13 protein-coding genes and 3 pseudogenes are annotated in these 15646 nt (G+C 76.2%); 2 read left to right on the top strand and 14 right to left on the bottom strand.

Annotated features, from left to right (window positions below; all coding sequences use genetic code 11):
- Positions 1-640: 640 nt before the first annotated feature.
- The 6 genes and pseudogenes from B5D80_RS26980 to paaI form a co-directional block, all read right to left on the bottom strand.
- Positions 641-1660, bottom strand: a complete 1020-nt coding sequence (locus B5D80_RS26980) for an ABC transporter ATP-binding protein (protein WP_088646750.1) — start codon at positions 1658-1660, stop codon at positions 641-643.
- Positions 1661-1743: 83 nt separating this feature from the next.
- Positions 1744-2754, bottom strand: a pseudogene (locus B5D80_RS26975) (ABC transporter ATP-binding protein); the annotation flags it as partial.
- Complete coding sequence (locus B5D80_RS26970; RefSeq protein WP_245855002.1) at positions 2751-3701, bottom strand: ABC transporter permease; 951 nt, start codon at positions 3699-3701, stop codon at positions 2751-2753. The gene B5D80_RS26970 and the pseudogene B5D80_RS26975, both read right to left, overlap by 4 nt.
- Positions 3698-4642 (bottom strand): ABC transporter permease, encoded by a 945-nt coding sequence (locus B5D80_RS26965; RefSeq protein ID WP_088646748.1) that lies wholly within the window; start codon positions 4640-4642, stop codon positions 3698-3700. The genes B5D80_RS26970 and B5D80_RS26965 overlap by 4 nt, the downstream gene beginning before the upstream one ends.
- Positions 4643-4651: 9 nt before the next feature.
- Positions 4652-6187, bottom strand: coding sequence for an ABC transporter substrate-binding protein (locus tag B5D80_RS26960; protein ID WP_088646759.1), 1536 nt, complete (start codon positions 6185-6187; stop codon positions 4652-4654).
- A 244-nt stretch (positions 6188-6431) separates the two neighbouring features.
- Positions 6432-6773: pseudogene (gene paaI / locus B5D80_RS26955) on the bottom strand (hydroxyphenylacetyl-CoA thioesterase PaaI); the annotation flags it as partial.
- A 307-nt stretch (positions 6774-7080) separates the two neighbouring features.
- On the opposite strand from paaI, the gene B5D80_RS26950 reads away from it, so the two are divergent.
- Both B5D80_RS26950 and crcB read left to right on the top strand, forming a co-directional pair.
- Complete coding sequence (locus tag B5D80_RS26950; RefSeq protein ID WP_088646747.1) at positions 7081-7635, top strand: FluC/FEX family fluoride channel; 555 nt, start codon at positions 7081-7083, stop codon at positions 7633-7635.
- Positions 7632-7994 (top strand): fluoride efflux transporter CrcB, encoded by a 363-nt coding sequence (gene crcB / locus B5D80_RS26945; RefSeq protein WP_088646746.1) that lies wholly within the window; start codon positions 7632-7634, stop codon positions 7992-7994. The genes B5D80_RS26950 and crcB overlap by 4 nt, the downstream gene beginning before the upstream one ends.
- A 96-nt stretch (positions 7995-8090) precedes the next feature.
- Here crcB and B5D80_RS26940 read toward each other — a convergent pair.
- The 8 genes and pseudogenes from B5D80_RS26940 to cobI all read right to left on the bottom strand — a co-directional run.
- A pseudogene (locus B5D80_RS26940) lies at positions 8091-8975 on the bottom strand (sirohydrochlorin chelatase); the annotation flags it as partial.
- Positions 8972-9565, bottom strand: coding sequence for a precorrin-8X methylmutase (locus tag B5D80_RS26935; protein ID WP_088646745.1), 594 nt, complete (start codon positions 9563-9565; stop codon positions 8972-8974). The gene B5D80_RS26935 and the pseudogene B5D80_RS26940, both read right to left, overlap by 4 nt.
- Before the next feature lie 46 nt (positions 9566-9611).
- Positions 9612-9854, bottom strand: a complete 243-nt coding sequence (locus B5D80_RS26930; protein ID WP_088646757.1) for a 4Fe-4S binding protein — start codon at positions 9852-9854, stop codon at positions 9612-9614.
- On the bottom strand, positions 9851-11596 hold the full coding sequence (gene cobJ, locus B5D80_RS26925; RefSeq protein WP_088646744.1) for a precorrin-3B C(17)-methyltransferase: 1746 nt from the start codon (positions 11594-11596) through the stop codon (positions 9851-9853). Before cobJ ends, B5D80_RS26930 begins: the two co-directional genes overlap by 4 nt.
- Entirely contained in the window at positions 11593-12879 is a 1287-nt protein-coding gene (cbiE, locus tag B5D80_RS26920; protein WP_245855001.1) for a precorrin-6y C5,15-methyltransferase (decarboxylating) subunit CbiE, read from the bottom strand. The genes cobJ and cbiE overlap by 4 nt, the downstream gene beginning before the upstream one ends.
- Positions 12876-14027 carry a cobalt-precorrin-5B (C(1))-methyltransferase gene (locus B5D80_RS26915; protein ID WP_088646743.1) on the bottom strand — a complete coding sequence of 384 codons (1152 nt, stop codon included), beginning with the start codon at positions 14025-14027 and terminating at the stop codon, positions 12876-12878. The genes cbiE and B5D80_RS26915 overlap by 4 nt, the downstream gene beginning before the upstream one ends.
- Positions 14024-14851 (bottom strand): precorrin-4 C(11)-methyltransferase, encoded by an 828-nt coding sequence (gene cobM / locus B5D80_RS26910; protein WP_088646742.1) that lies wholly within the window; start codon positions 14849-14851, stop codon positions 14024-14026. The genes B5D80_RS26915 and cobM overlap by 4 nt, the downstream gene beginning before the upstream one ends.
- Positions 14848-15582, bottom strand: a complete 735-nt coding sequence (cobI, locus tag B5D80_RS26905) for a precorrin-2 C(20)-methyltransferase (RefSeq protein ID WP_245855004.1) — start codon at positions 15580-15582, stop codon at positions 14848-14850. Before cobI ends, cobM begins: the two co-directional genes overlap by 4 nt.
- Positions 15583-15646: the final 64 nt, after the last annotated feature.

Raw genomic sequence — 15646 nt, 5'->3', positions numbered from 1 at the left:
CGGGGCCGCCGGTTTCGCCGGGGCCGCCGCCGCGCGGGCCGGGGCCGACCGGCCGGCCGGCGTGACCGAGCGGGCCGGGTCCCTTCGCCCGCTCGGGGTGCCCCACCGGGCCGGGGTGTCGGGGCGGGTGGCACCCGTGCACCGGGCCGCACCGGGTCGGCTGACCGGGGTCACCCGGGCGGCGGAACCGGTCCACCGCGCCGGGGCCGCCGGTCGGGGCGGAGCGGCCCACCGCGCGGGGTCCGCCGGCCAGTGGCCCGGGTCGGGTCGGCCGGCCGCCGCTGCCGGGATGGTCGGACCCCTGCTGCGCAGCCTGCCCACGGGTGACGGAGTACCCGACCGGGGATTTCGGCAGCCAGCGGTCCTCCCCGCGGCCGCCCGGCCCCACGAGCCACGCCGGGCGTCCGGCGACACCGACGGCGGGCGGCCCGGGTGGGCGGCGGCTGCGACCGGACGTCCGTCGGCGCTGGCGGACCGGCCCGGCCGGACCGCCAGGCGACCGGCCGTCGTCGTGCCGCTGCCGTCCCGGCCGGCTGGTGTCCCCGCTGCCCGGCGACCGGCGACCGGCCGACGACGACGCGGGGAGGGGTTGCCGCGTCCCGCCGTACCGTTACCGGCGCGCGCCGCCTGACCCGCCGCCCTACCGGGGCCCGTCGGTGACCGGGGCGGGCGGGTCGGCGCGCATGGCGCGGACCGCCTCCCCGGCGAACAGGCACGCGGCCCGGTGGCCGGGGCCCACCTCGATCGGCGGCGGGTCGGTCTCGGCGCAGGCGGGACGGGCCTGCGGGCAGCGGGTACGGAACCGGCAGCCGCTCGGCGGATCGGTCGGACTGGGCAGGTCACCGGTGAGGATGATCCGCCGCCGCTCCCGCTCCACCCGGGGGTCGGCCACCGGGACCGCCGACAGCAGCGCCGCCGTGTAGGGGTGCGCCGGTTCCCGCCAGAGCTGCGCCGGGGTGCCGGTCTCCACGATCCGCCCCAGGTACATCACCGCGATCCGGTCGCTGAGATGCTCCACGGCGGCCAGGTCGTGCGCGATGAACAGGTAGGTGAGCCCGAGGTCCCGTTGCAGCCGGCGCAGCAGGTTCATGATCTGCGCCTGCACGCTCAGGTCGAGCGACGCGATCGGCTCGTCGAGGACGATCAGGTCGGGTTCCCCGGCCAACGCGCGGGCGATGCCGACCCGCTGACGTTGACCGCCGGACAGCTCGTGCGGGTGCCGGCCGGCCGTCTCCGGACGCAGGCCCACCAGGTCGAGCAGCTCGGCGACCCGGTGCCGGCGGGCCTCGGCCGAGCGGGCCAGCCGGTGCACGACCAGCGGTTCGGCGATGCTCGCGCCGGCGGTGCGACGCGGGTCCAGCGACGCCTGCGGATCCTGGAACACCATGGCCACCCGGCGGCGCAGCCCACGCAGCCGGCGACGCGACCAGCCGGTGACGTCCTGCCCGCCGACGACGATCCGGCCGCCGGTCGGGGCCACCAGCCGCAGCAGCGCCAGGCCGGTGGTGGACTTGCCGCTGCCGGACTCCCCCACCAGGCCCAGGGTCTCCCCCGACCGTACGGTCAGCGACACCCCGTCCACCGCCCGCACCGGTGGGCCACCGGGGCTGGGGAACCAGACCGTGAGGTCGTCGAGTTCGGCGACGGTTCCCGTACTCATCGGTCCTCCGGGGTGGACGGGGCCGGGTCGTCACCGGCGGGCCGGCTCCCGGCAGCGGGTCGCCCGGCCGCGTCGTCCCGGGACCCGGCAGCGGCGGCGGGGTAGAAGGTGCGGACCCGGTGGGCGGGGGTGAGCGGGACCAGCGGCGGCAACTCGTGGGCGCAGCGGGCGTCCCCGCGTACCGGGCAGCGGGGCCAGAACGCGCACCCGGGCGGCAGGTCGAGCGGGCTGGGCGGCGCGCCGGGGATCGCCGCCAGCTCCTCCCCCGCCGCGCCGGGCCGGGGCCGGGCCGCCAGCAGGGCCCGGGTGTACGGGTGCCCCGGCGCGACGAAGACCGCGTCGACCGGGCCCTGCTCGACGATCCGTCCCCCGTACATCACCGCGACGGTGTCGGCGATCCCGGCCACCACGCCGAGGTCGTGGGTGATCCAGACGACCGCGGTGCCGAGCCGGCGGCGCAGGTCGGCGACGAGTTCGACGATCTGCGCCTGGGTGGTGACGTCCAGCGCGGTGGTCGGCTCGTCGGCGATGAGCAGGGCCGGTTCGCAGGCCAGGGCCATCGCGATGACGACCCGTTGCCGCATCCCGCCGGAGAACTCGTGCGGGTGGGCGTCCACCCGACGCCCGGGTGCCGGGATGCCGACCAGGTCGAGCAGCTCGACGGCGCGGGAGCGGGCCTGCCGCCGGCTCATCCCGAGGTGTTCCTCGCACGCCTCGGCGACCTGCCGGCCGACGGTCAGCACCGGGTTGAGGGTGGTCATCGGGTCCTGGAAGACGAAGCCGACGTGCCGGCCCCGCCACCGGCGACGGTCCGACCCGGACATGTCGGTCAGGTCCCGGCCCAGCAGCCGGACCCGACCGGTGACGGTGGCGGAGCGCGGGGCCAGCCCGGTGGCGGCGAGCACCGTCATGCTCTTGCCGCTGCCGGACTCCCCGACCAGGGCGAGGGTCTCGCCGGGGGCCACCGACCAGTCGACCCCGGCGACCGCGCGGGCCGGGCCGTTGCGGGTGCCGAGGGTGACCGTCAGGTCGCTGATCTCCAGCACCGGCGTGTCCCCGGCGACCCGGGGCGACGGTACGGCGGCTCCGCTCATCGGGTGCTCCTGCGGGCTTCGCTGACGGTGAGCTGACGGGGGTCGAGCACGTCGCGCAGGGCGTCACCGACCAGGTTGAACGCGAGCACGGTCAGGAAGATCGCCGCGCCGGGGAAGAACCCCAGCCACCAGGCGTCGGTGACGAAACCGCGCCCGTCGTAGAGCATCCGGCCCCAGGCCGGCGCGGGGGGCTGCACGCCCAGCCCGAGGAAGGACAGCGCCGCCTCGGACAGGATCGCGAAGGCCAACGACAGGGAGGTCTGCACGATCAGCGGGGCGGCGATGTTGGGCAGCACGTGCCGGCGCAGGATGCGCAGGTCGGAGGTGCCGATGGAGACGGCGGCCCGGACGAAGACCTGCTCCCGTACGGCGAGCACGCCGGCCCGGGTCACCCGGGCGAAGATCGGGGTGTAGACCACCCCGATGGCGGTCGTCGCGGTGACCAGCCCCGGGCCGAGGACCGCGACGATCGCCACGGCGAGCAGCAGCACCGGGAACGCGAACAGCACGTCCATGCCGCGCATCAGGACGTTGTCCGTCCAGCCGCCGTACCAGCCGGCGAGCAGACCGACGGTGACCCCGACGGCCAGGGCGATGCCGACGCTGACCAGGCCCACCTGCAACGACACCCGGGCCGCCACCAGCACCCGGCTGAGCACGTCGCGGCCCAGTTCGTCGGTGCCGAACGGGTGCGCGCCGCTGGGTGGACGCAGCATCTGGTCGACGTCCACGTCGTTGGTCCCGGCCGGCGCGAGCCACTGCCCGGCCAGCCCGACGACCAGCAGGACCAGCAGGACCAGCGTGCCGGCGACGGCCGGCGGGTCGTGCCACAGCGCGGTCAGCGCACGGCGCAGGGTGCCCGCCCCGCCGGCCGACGCCGACGGGCGGTCGTCTACCGGGTCGACCGGCGGGGCGGCGGGGGGCGGTGTCCGGTCCCCGGCGCTCATCGCAGCGTGATCCTCGCGTCGAGGCGGGCGTAGAGGACGTCCACCAGCAGGTTCATCAGCAGGAACAGGGTGGCCACGAAGAGCACCGCGCCCTGCAGCACCGGGTAGTCGCGGGCCTGGACGGCGTCGTAGGTGAGCCGGCCGACGCCCGGCCAGGCGAACAGCACCTCGATCACGATCACCCCGCCGACGAGGCTGGCCAACTGCACCCCGACGACGGTGACCACCGGGATCAGCGCGTTGCGCAGCACGTGCCGCACGACCACCACCCGGGGGCGCAGCCCCTTGGCCTCGGCGGTGCGGACGTAGTCCTCGGCGAGCACCTCCAGCACCGAGGAGCGGATGAACCGGGTGAGGATGGAGGCGGTGACCAGGCCGACGGCGGCGGCGGGCAACGCGACGTGCGACGCCCAGCCCACCGGGTCGTCGGTGAGCGCCACGTACCCCGACGGGGGCAGCCAGCCGAGCACCCCGGCGAAGAGCAGGATGCCCATGATGCCCATCCAGAAGTCGGGGACGGACACGCCGAACTGGCTGAACACCCGGGCGGCGTGGTCGACGAGCGAGCCGCTGCGCACCGCGGAGAGCACCCCGAGCGGGAAGGCGACGAGCAGGGCGAGCAGCACGGCGGTCACCGCCAGGGACAGGGTGGCGGGCAGCCGTTCCAGCACGATCGTGGTGACCGGCTGGCCGCTGCGGAAGCTCACCCCGAGGTCACCGGTGAGCGCGTTGCCGACGTAGCTGAGGTACTGCACGACCAGCGGGCGGTCCAGCCCGGAGCGTTCCCGCAGCGCGTCGTAGGTCTGCTGGTCGAAGCGGGTGCCGAGGGAGACCCGCACCGGGTCGCCGGGGACCAGTTGCAGCAGCAGGAAGACCACCAGGGTCACCCCGAGCAGGACGACGACCGACTGGAGCAGCCGCCGCAGGACGAAGCGTCCCACCTCGCCCCCTCAGCGGTTCAGGGCGACGTCGCGGAACCGGATCGCCCGGTCGGAGCGGACCTGGTAGCCGGTGACCTTGCGGGACCAGCCCTGCACCACGTCCGGGTTGTAGAGGTAGATGTAGCTGGCGTCGTCGACGATCTGCTTCGCGGCCCGCTCGTACGTCTGCTTGCGGGCGGCCTCGTCGGTCTGGGTGCGCGCCTGGTCGAGCAGGGTGTCGACGGTGGGGTTGCTGTACTTGTGGAAGTTGAACGTGCCGCCGGTGCGGTGCTGGGCGTAGTAGAACTCGTCCGGGTCGATGTTGCCCAGCCAGCCGAGCAGGAAGGCGTCGAAGTTCCCCTTGCCCTGCTCGTCGAGCCACTGGGCGAAGTCCAGGGTACGGATCTTCACGGTGATCCCGACGTCCTTCAACTGGGCGGCGATCACCTGGGCGGCGGTGACCGTCTCCGGGTACTCGCTGGTGACCATCAGGTCCATGGTGCGGCTGCTGACGCCGGCCCCGCCGAGCAGTTGCCGGGCCTGGTCCGGGTCGTGCCGGTACGGCGCGTACTCGTAGTACCAGGAGCTGCCCTTGGGGATGGCGGTCTGGTTGGCGGTGGCCTGGCCGAACTTGGCGGCCTTGGTGATCGCCTCCCGGTCCAGGGCGAACGCGACGGCGCGGCGCACGTTCACGTCGTCGTACGGCTTGCGTGCCTCGTTGAGGGCGAGGTACCAGTAGTCGGTGGAGGGGGTGGTGGCGACGGTCACCGCGCCGTCCTCCTTGAGGGTCGGCACCTGCTGGGGTGGCAGGTTGTCGGTCCACTGCGCCTCGCCGCCGCGCAGGTTCTGCAGGGCCACCGTCGGGTCCTTGACGAAGGTGAAGGTGACCCCGTCGAGCTTCGGTTTCGGCCCCCAGTAGGCGTCGTTGCGGGTCAGTTTGATGGTGTCGCCGGAGGTGTAGGAGGCGACGGTGAACGGGCCGCTGCCCATCGGCCGGGTCTTGATCGCGCCCGACTCCACGTTGGCCTTCTGGACGATCGCGACGCCCTTGAAACCGCCGAGGTTGGCCAGCAGGTTGGGGGTGGGCGCGGTCAGCGTGACCACCACCGTGGCCGGGTCGGGCGCGGTCACCGTCTTGACGGTGGCGAACTTGTACGCCGCGTTCAGCTTCTCGTCGATGATCCGCCGGTAGGAGTAGACGACGTCCTGTGCGGTCAGCGGCGAGCCGTCGGAGAAGCGGGCCCCCTCGCGGAGGGTGAACGTCCAGGTGAGCTGGTCGCTGCTGGTGGTCCACTTCGTGGCCAGCGCGGGCCCCATCTTCAGGTCGGCGTCCGGCTCGACCAGGGTGTCGTAGACGTTCTCCAGCACCTGGAAGCTGTAGTAGGCCGACGTCTTGTGCGGGTCGAGCTGGTCGGGTTCGCCGCCGATGGCGGCGGTGAGCGTGCCGCCTGTCGATCCGCCGGCGGTGGACCCGCCGTCGACGTCGACGCTCTCTCCGGCGCTGCACCCGGCCAGCGCGGTCAGGGCGACGACGAGCGCCGCCGCGACGATCTTCGATCTGGTCATGGACTCGGTCACCCTTCGTCGCCTGGCAGATCAGAATGGCGAGTCTTCTCCGCCGGGCGGGGCGATGTCAAAAAAACCCGATCAAAGTGGTGTGAAAGCCCGGAAATCAGTGCAATCGACGACCGTCGCGGGTGGAGGGTGCACAGCGGACCGCTCCCGTACCGGCTCTGTTTCCCGTCCGACGCCTGTCGAAACCCGGGCCGGGGTCAGTCGTCGGCGGGGCGGGTGAGGGTGCGGCTGCGTCCCGGAACTCGGCCACCACCTCGCCGTCGCGGGTGACGGTGACGTCGTAGATGCCGCTGCGGCCGTACCTGACGCGTTCGGTGGCGGACGCGGTCAGCAGGTCGCCCTCGCGGACCGGGCGCAGGAAGCTGATCTCGCCGCCGGCCGCGACGGTGGCTGGGCCGTACGTGTTGCAGGCCAGCGCGAAGGCGGTGTCGGCGAGCAGGAAGACGAACCCGCCGTGGCCGATCCGGTGACCGTTGACCATCGCGGCGGTAACCCGCATCCGGGCCACCGCCGTACCGCCGGCCGCGTGCACCAGCTCGATGCCGAGCCCCCGGGACGCCACGTCGGCGTCGAACATGTCGTGGGCCGCGGTCCGGGCCGGCGGCACCGCAGCGCCGTCGGTCCGCCCGGCGAGGTCCGCTCCGCGGAGGTACGGGCTACGGTCCGGCACTGCTCCTCCTGACGGTCGTGGCGCGACGACCGGCACCGGGCCGTCCCGCCGACCGTACGCCGTCGGCGGGCACCGGCCACGGCACCCGGGCCGGCCGGGCTATGCTCACGGGCGAGTCGGCGGTGGGGCCCGCCGTCCCGGCCCGACCGGGAGAACCGCGCGGACGCGCCGACGGTCCCTGCCAGTGCTCGGCGATACTGGTGGGGAGGTCCCGATGACGTCACCGTCGTCGCGGCGCGTCGATCCCGACGTCGACCTGCGGGTCCCGGCCGACCGGGGCGAACTGGCCGCGCACCCGGCCGCCGTGCTGGGCGTGGTCGCCGCCGGTGGGGCGCTCGGGGCGCTCGCCCGCGCCGGGGTGCAGGCCGCCCTGCCACACACCCCGACCGGCTTCCCCTGGTCCACCTTCACGGTCAACGTCACCGGGTGCCTGCTGATCGGGGCGCTGATGGCGGTGCTCGGCCGACGACGGGCCGGCCCGCTGGTCCGGCCGCTGCTCGGGGTGGGCGTGCTCGGCGGGTTCACCACCTTCTCCGCCTACGCGTTGGACGTCCACCGGGCGCTGGCCGCCGGGGCCGCCGGGACGGCGCTGGCCTACCTGGCCGCCACCCTGGTCGGTGGGCTCGCGGCCGTCGCCGCCGGTGACGCCCTGGCCGGCCGGCTGCTGGACCGTGCCGACCGCCGCCGGCCGGGGGCCGACCGGGGTGGACGCGGGCCCGGCCGGCCCGGCCCGGCGGTGGAGCGGCCCGGCCGGCGGGAGGCCCGGTGAGCGTGCTGCTGATCGCGCTCGGCGCGGCGCTGGGCGCACCGCTGCGCTACCTCACCGACCGGGCCGTGCAGGCCCGGCACGGCTCCCGGTTCCCGTGGGGGACGCTGACCGTCAACGTCGCCGGGTCGCTGCTGCTCGGCGTGGTGGCCGGGGTGCCCGCCGGGCCGGCGGTGACCGCGCTGGTCGGCACCGGCTTCTGCGGCGCGCTGACCACCTGGTCCACCTTCGGCTACGAGACGGTCCGGCTGGCGCGGGCCGGCGACCGTCGGCCCGCGCTGGTCAACGTGCTGGTCAGCGTGGTCGCCGGGCTGGGCGCGGCCACGCTCGGCTTCGCCCTGGCCCGCGCGCTGGCCGGCTGACCGCCGACCCCCTCAGCCGACCGGGGTCGCCGCCTGCCCCGGACCGTGCGCGTGGTGGTGGTGGCCGGGGCCGTGCTGATGGTCGTGCCCGTGCTGGTGGCCGTGGTGGTGGTGGCCGTGGCCGTCGACCGGGTCGTCGGGGTGGTCGTGCGGGGTCTGCGGGCGGCCCACCTTGTCGGCGAAGCCCGGCATCAGCACCCGGTAGGCGCAGGTGTCGCAGTTCATCCGGATGTCCCCGCGCAGCGCCTCGGCGTACCGTTCCAGCACCAGGTCGGCCAGGGCGTCGCAGTCGCCGATCAGGTCGGCGACCCGGACGTCCAGGTCGGGATGGTCGGCGGCGAACGCCTGCGACTGGGCCACGATCCGGTCCGGCAGCACCCCGGCGAACAGGAAGTACGGGGCGACCACGATCCGGCGGGCACCGAGCCGGCGCAACCGGTCGAGCACCGCCGGCACGGAGGGCTCGGCCAGCGAGATGAACCCCGGTTCGACGCCGGCGTAGCCGCGCCCCTCCCAGAGCAGCCGGGCCACCTTCGCCACCTCGGCGTTGGCGTCCGGGTCGGTGGCACCCCGCCCGATCAGCGCCACCCAGGTGCCGGCCCGGTCGGCCCCGGCCAGCGCCGCGTCGATCCGCTGCTCCAGCACGGTGTGCAGCAGCGGGTGCGGGCCGAGCGGCCGCCCGTACCGGTAGGTCAGGCCGGCGTGGCGTTCCTGCTCGCGGGCCATCGCGGCCGGGATGTCGCCCTTGCCGTGACCGGCGGCCGTGAGCACCAGCGGCAACGCGACGAGCGCCCGGTGCCCCCGCGTCACTAGCGCGGTCACCGCATCGGTCAGCGGCGGCCGGGACAGCTCGATGAACCCGCCCTCGACGTCGCCGACGGCGGCCCCCGCCCGGTCCCGCACCCGGTCGACGAGCGCGGCGAACTGGTCGACCCCGGCCGCGCTGCGCGTGCCGTGCCCGACGATGACCAGTGCGGTCATGTTTCCTCCAGGTAGAGCAGGGCGTTGAGGGCGGCGGCGGCGACCGCCGAGCCACCCTTCTCGCCGATGTTGGACACGGCCGGCAGGCCGCTGGCCCGCAACGCCGCCTTGGACTCGGCGGCCCCGACGAAGCCCACCGGCAACCCGACCACCAGCGCCGGATCGGCGGCCACGCCGATCAGTTCGACCAGGGCCGTCGGCGCGCAGCCGACCACCCAGACCGCCCCCGGGCCGACCCGGTCGAGGGCGATCCGCACCGCCGCCGCCGACCGGGTCAGGCCGGTCTGCCGGGCCAGCGCGGCGGCGGCCGGTTCGGCGACCGGGCAGACGATCTCCCGCCCGGCACCGGTGATCCCGGCGGCCACCATCGCCACGTCGGTGACGATCGGCGCCCCGGCGCGCAGCGCGGCCAGCCCGCCGGCCAGCGCCGCCTCGCCGCAGACCAGGTCGGTGACGTAGTCGAGGTCGGCGCTGGCGTGCACCACCCGCTCGACGACCGCCCGGGTCAGCGGCGGCAGACCGCCCAGGTCGACCCGTTCCCGCAGGATCCGGTACGACTCCCGCTCGATGGGGTGGACGACCCGGCTCACCGCCCGCCTCCCCGGGTGGGCCGGCGGCGGGCCGGGTGGATGCTGGTCATGGTGCTCCTCGACGGTCGGTGGTGACCCGGATCGCGTCCACCGGGCAGATCTCCAGACACTCCAGGCAGCCGGTGCAGCGGTCGGCCCGGACGGTCAGCCCGCCGGGCACCGGGCGGATCGCGTGGGTGGGGCAGGTCAGCAGGCAGGCCCCGCAGCCCTGGCAGGCATCGATCGTCACCGGCGCGCCGGCCGGCGGCGGCACCCCGGCCGGGGCGGGCACCGGCCCGCCGGGGGTCATCCGCGCCACCGGTAGCCCCGGGGGGTGACCATCCGCCCGCCGACCAGCCGGGTCTGCGAACTGCCCACCACCACCAGCCCGTACATGTCGACCACGGTCGGGTCGAAGGTGGCCAGGGTGGCCAGGTGGACCCGCTCGTCGGGGCGGCTGGCGTTGCGGACCACCCCGACCGGGGTCTGCGGCGGGCGGTGCGCGGCGAACGTCGCCAGCACCGCGCCGAGCTGCCAGTCCCGGGCCCGGCTGCGCGGGTTGTACAGCAGTGCCACCAGGTCCGCCTCGGCGGCGGCGGCGACCCGCCGTTCGATCACCGGCCAGGGGGTGTGCAGGTCGGACAGGCTCAGGTAGACGTGGTCGTGGCCGATCGGCGCGCCGAGCAGCGCGGCGGCGGCCAGCGCGGCGGTCACCCCGGGCACCCCGACCACGTCGATCCGCTCGTCGGCGTACTCCAGGGCGGGGCTGGCCATCGCGTACACCCCGGCGTCGCCGGAGCCGACGAGCGCGACGGCGTGCCCGGCGGTGGCCTCGGCGACGGCGCTGCGGGCCCGTTCCTCCTCCGCGCCGAGCCCGCTGGCCAGCACCCGGGTGCCCGGTCGCAGCAGGTCACGGACCTGGTCGACGTACTGGTCGAGGCCGACGACCACGGCGGCCCGGCGCAACTCGGCCACGGCGCGCGGGGTACGCAGGTCGGCCGCGCCGGGGCCCAGGCCGACGATCGCCAGCCGGCCGCGCGGGGCGTGCCGGGCGACCGCGACGGTGGCCATCGCCGAGGCGGTCTTGGGCACCAGCAGGGTGCCGCCGTCGCGCAACGCCGCCGCCTCGGCGACGCTGGGCGTGCCGACGGCGGCCCGGACCACCTCGCTGGGGTGCGGCACGTCCACCGCCGAAAGCTCCGCCGCCGGCCAGGTCCGCAGCGGTACGCCGAGCGTGTCGGCGGTGGCCCGGATGCCCTCCTCGTCGGCCTTCACGTCGACGCTGGCCAGGCAGCGCAGGCTGGCCGGGCTCAACCCGGCGTCGGCGAGCGCCCGGTGCAGCAGCGCGTCGACCTCGGCGGCGGGCACCCCCCGGCTGGACCCGACCCCGGCGACCAGGGACGGGGGTCGCAGCACGACGGTCCGGTCGTCGACCGGCACCACCCGGTCGGTCACCAGCACCCGGTACCCGTCCTGCGGGTGTTCCCCGGTGGGCGGTCCGGGGTGGACGTTGGGCGGCAGGGCGGGCAACGGCCACACCGCGTCGGCGACCAGCCGGACCGGTTCGCCGTCGAGGATCGCCCGGGACACCGCGGCCACCGCACCCTCGACCGGCCAACCGAGGGTGTCCAGGCCGGGCAGGTCGACCGCGTCGGTGGCGGTGGTGACCACCGGCCGGGCGTCGAGCAGCGCGGCCACCTCGGCGGCGAGCGTGTTCGCGCCCCCGGAGTGCCCGCCGAGCAGGGCCACGGCGTGCCGGGCGGCCTCGTCGACCACCACCACCGCCGGATCGGTGCGCTTGTCGCCGAGCAGCGGCGCCAGCACCCGCACCACCGCGCCGGTGGCCAGGAACGCCACCACCGCGTCGCACGTCGTCCAGGCGGTCCGCAGGGCGTCGGCGACCCCGTCGGCCTCGACCAGCCGGGCGTGCGGCCAGGCGGCGGCCAGGGTACGGGCGTGCCGGCGGCCGGCGGCGGTGGCCGCGACGAGCCCGACCCGGTGCGGGCCGGTGCCGGGGGTGTCCCGGTGCCGGTGTGGTGCGGTGCTGGTCACGGGCGCTCCCCGGTGAGGACGACCACCGGGTTGGTGGCCGCGAGGCGGACGGACCCGCCGGGCAGGTCGGCGAGGCGGGCGGCGGCGAGCTGGCTGCCGGTCACCGTGTAGCCGGCGGCGCGCAGCAGGTGCACGGCCGGGGCCACCCGGTCCAGGGCGGCGAGGGTGACCACCACCCGGTCGGGGCGGCGGTCGGCGACGGCGGTCAGCACGTCGGTCCCGCCACCGCCGACGAAGACGGCATCCGGATCGGGCAGTCCGGCCAGGACCGCCGGCGCGTCACCGGTCACCACCCGGACGTCGACGCCGTGCCGGGCGGCGTTGCCGGCGACCGGTGCGGTGGGATCCCGTTCCACGGCGATCACCGCCGCGCCGAGCAGCGCACACTCGATGCCTACCGAGCCGCTGCCCGCGCCGACGTCCCAGACCAGTCGACCGAGCCGGGGCCGCAGCCGGGCGACGGCCAGCGCCCGCACCTCGGCCTTCGTGATCATCGAGTCCCGGTGCCGGTACGCGGACTCGGGCAGCGCCCAGCCGGCGGCGGGCGCGGCGGCCGGCTGGTTGTCGCCGCGCACCGGCCCGGCCGCACCGCCCGGACCGGCGGGCGTCGCCCCGGCGTCGTCGGCCGCACCGGCGAGGCTGAGCAGGACGTGCGGGTCGGCCCAGCGGTGGCCGGCCGCCTGTTCGGGGCTGACCCAGGTGACCCGCTCGGCGGGGGTCCCGAGGTGCTCGGCCACCAGCAGACGGCGGGACCAGCCGGCCAGCCCGGCCCCGATCTCGGCCGCCCCGGCGTCCGGCGCGGTCAGCACCGCGACGGCGGGCAGCGCCCGGCAGGCATTCAGCGCTGGGCCCAACTCCCGGCCGTGGGCGGTGACCACCACCGCGCCGTCCCAGTCGAGCCCGGCGCGGGCGAACGCGGCGGCCACGCTGGACACCGCCGGCAGCACCCGGACCGGCAGCGCGGCGGCGCGCAGCCGGCGTACCACGCCGAACAGGCCGGGGTCGCCGCTGGCCAGCACCACGGCCGGGACCCCGGCGGCGTGCGCGGCGGCGAGCCGCGTCACCGCCGGGGCGAGCGCCCCGAGGGTGACGGTGTCGACGCCGGCCGGCACCGGCACGGCGGCCAGGTGCCGGGCCGCCCCGACGACCAGCCCGGCCCCGGCCAGAGCGGCGAGCGCCGGCGGCGGCAGTGGCCGGCCGGCCGCGTCCATCCCCAGCACCGCGACCGGCTCCGGCACCCCGACGACCGGGGCCGGGCCGGGAAGCGGCTGCGGGCGCGTCACGCCGGCCACCGGCCGGAGGAGGCGACCAGGTGGTCGCCGGTGAAGTCGACCATCGCCACGTCGACGGTGAGCGTCGGCCCGGCGAAGCGGCGCAGCACCTGGCGGACCCGGTCGCAGAGCAGGTCACCGGCGGGGCGCAGCAGCCCGGCGGCCTCCCACAGCTCGTAGGCGTGCCGGCCGGTGTTCGCCGCCAGCACCGCCGCCACCAGGTCGGCGTCGCCACCGGCCTCGGCGGTGACCGCGCCGAGCAGCGACAGGTCCACCTTCGACCGGGTGTAGTGGGTCATCAGGATGCCGGCGGCGAGTTTGGCCAGCTTGCCGGCCATCCCGACGAAGACCACCCCGGTCATCGCGTCGCCCACGGCGGCGGTGACGGCCGCGCCGGTGAAGTCGCCGACCTCGACGAAACACACCTCGGGCAGCTCCGGCAGCAGCGCGCGGGCGGCCCGTTCGGTGCGCCCGCCGGTGCACAGCACCACGGTCCGCTGCCCCTGGGCGGCCATCACGTGCACCGCCTGCACCACACTGGCCCGCCAGGAGGCGGTGGAGAACGGCCGGACGACGCCGGTGGTACCGAGGATCGAGATGCCGCCGACGATGCCGAGGCGTCGGTTGGTGGTCTTGCGGGCCATCACCTCACCACCCGGCACGCTGATCACCACCCGGACGCCCACCTCGGTCAGGTCGACCACCTCGGCGACGGCCTGGCCGATCATCCGGCGGGGGGTGTCGTTGATGGCCGGCCCGCCGACGGCGAGGCCGAGCCCGGGGCGGGTGACGGTGCCGACGCCGTCCCCACCGGCGAGTTCCAGGCCGGGCCGGGGCCGCCAACCGACGGTGGCGGTGAGGTGCGCGCCGTGGGTGACGTCCGGGTCGTCCCCGGCGTCCTTGACCACCACCGCCTCCGCCCGCGGCTCGGGCGACGGCGTCAGGTCGCAGCGGGCCACCGGGAAGGTCACCCGCCGGCCGGCGGGCAGCCCGATCTCCACCTCCTCGGCGGGTACGCCGGTGAGCAGGGCGGTCACCGCCGCCTTCGCCGCCGCCGTCGCGCACGCGCCGGTGGTCCAGCCGGTACGCAACGCCACCGGCCGGACCTTCGCGGTACGCGGCAGGTCCGGCTCGCGCAGCGGCGGCTCGGCGTACGTCACGGTGTGGCGTCCTCCACGGCGGCCCGGGACCGGCGCAGCTCGGCGCGGGCGGCCGGCTCGGCCCGGCGGAAGGTGTGGAAGTGCCCGGGGTGGTAGAGGTGCGACCGGGTGCCGGTGGCGGCCAGCGCCGGCCCGACCAGGAACAGCGTGTGCTTCCACAACCGGTGTTCCTTGACGGTGGCCGCCAGGTCGCCGAGGGCGCACCGCACCACCAGTTCGTCCGGCCAGGTCGCCTGGTAGGCCACCACGACCGGGGTGTCGGCCGGGTAGCCGCCGGCGAGCAGTTCGGTCTGGGCCTGCCCGGCGCGGGCGGCGGACAGGAACAGCGCCATGGTGGTGCCGTGCCGGGCGAAGTCGCGGACCCGCTCCCCCGCCGGCATCGGCGTCTTGCCGCCCTCCAGCCGGGTGAGGATCACCGACTGGGCCACCTCGGGGATGGTCAGTTCCCGGCCGACGATGGCGGCGACTGCGGTGAACGAGGACACCCCGGGGACGATCTCCACGGCCAGGTCGAGGGCCCGGCACAGGTCGAGCTGCTCCTGCACGGCACCCCACAGCGCCGGGTCGCCGGAGTGGATCCGGGCCACGGTGAGCCCGTCGGCGGCGGCCCGCCGGTACAGCGGCAGCACCCCCTCGATGGGCAGCTGCGACGAGTCGACGATCTCGGCGTCGGGCCGGGCGTGGGCCAGCACGTCCGCGTGCACCAGGCTGGCCGCCCAGATCACCACGTCGGCGTCGGCGATCACCCGGGCGGCACGCAGGGTGAGCAAATCGGCGGCGCCGGGACCGGCCCCCACGAACCACACCTTTCCGGTGGACGTCACAGTTTTCCTCCCCGCCGGTCCCGGCGGGCCGGGACCAGCAGCGTCGACAGGTAGGGCAGCTCGTCGTCCGGGCCGACCGGCCCGATCCGTTCGTCGGGCAGGCCGAGGCCGCAGCCGAGGACCGCGTCGTCGAGCCGGTCGTGCCGGCGCAGCTCGTCGACGAGTTCCCGGTGCCGCCGCCAGCCCTTGTAGACCACCACGGTGCCGGGCCCGGCGAGGGCGTCGGCGACCGGCGTCGGGCCGGCGGTGGCCGGCAGCAGGGTCAGCGGCTCCCGCCCCTGGCACAGCGGGACGCCGCTGCGGGCGGCCAGCTCCTGCATGGCGGTGACGCCGGGCACGGTGCGCAGCCGTACCGTCGGCCGCAGCGCGCGGACCCCGTCGGCCAGGTAGGTGAAGGTGGAGTAGACGTTGGGGTCGCCGATGGTGGCGAACGCGACCGAGCGGGCCCCGGCGTCGAACGCGTCGACGACGGCACGGGCGGCGGCGTCCCAGGCGGCCTCCCGGCGCGCGGTCACCCCGCCCCGGTCCTCCAGGGCGAACGGCAGCCGGCGCAGCCGGTCCGCCGGCACGTGCGCGCGGACTGTCGTCTCGGCCCGGCCGGCCGGCGTCGCCGGGTCCGCCGCCAGCCGGTCCAGCACCGGTACGACCACCAGGTCGGCCTCGGCCAGCACCCGCACCGCCCTGAGGGTGAGCAGTTCCGGGTCCCCCGGCCCGACCCCCACCCCGGTCAGCGTGGCGGGGTCCGTCGGCGCGGCCCGGCCCGGGTCGACTCCGGAGTCTCGCGGGTCGTCCGCA

Origin of the sequence: Micromonospora wenchangensis (assembly GCF_002210435.1) — a bacterium.
GTDB classification, from domain to species: Bacteria; Actinomycetota; Actinomycetes; order Mycobacteriales; family Micromonosporaceae; genus Micromonospora; species Micromonospora wenchangensis.
Note: the sequence above shows the minus strand (reverse complement) of the source record. Positions and strands in the feature narration are given on the sequence as shown.

What these genes read in the sequence shown, in the direction of transcription:
- B5D80_RS26970 (WP_245855002.1), bottom strand. Translation starts at nt 3,701, where the DNA reads ATGAGCGCCGGGGACCGGACACCGCCCCCCGCCGCCCCGCCGGTCGAC.
- B5D80_RS26930 (WP_088646757.1), bottom strand. Translation starts at nt 9,854, where the DNA reads ATGACCCCCGGCGGGCCGGTGCCCGCCCCGGCCGGGGTGCCGCCGCCG.
- B5D80_RS26960 (WP_088646759.1), bottom strand. Translation starts at nt 6,187, where the DNA reads ATGACCAGATCGAAGATCGTCGCGGCGGCGCTCGTCGTCGCCCTGACC.
- B5D80_RS26950 (WP_088646747.1), top strand. Translation starts at nt 7,081, where the DNA reads ATGACGTCACCGTCGTCGCGGCGCGTCGATCCCGACGTCGACCTGCGG.
- B5D80_RS26980 (WP_088646750.1), bottom strand. Translation starts at nt 1,660, where the DNA reads ATGAGTACGGGAACCGTCGCCGAACTCGACGACCTCACGGTCTGGTTC.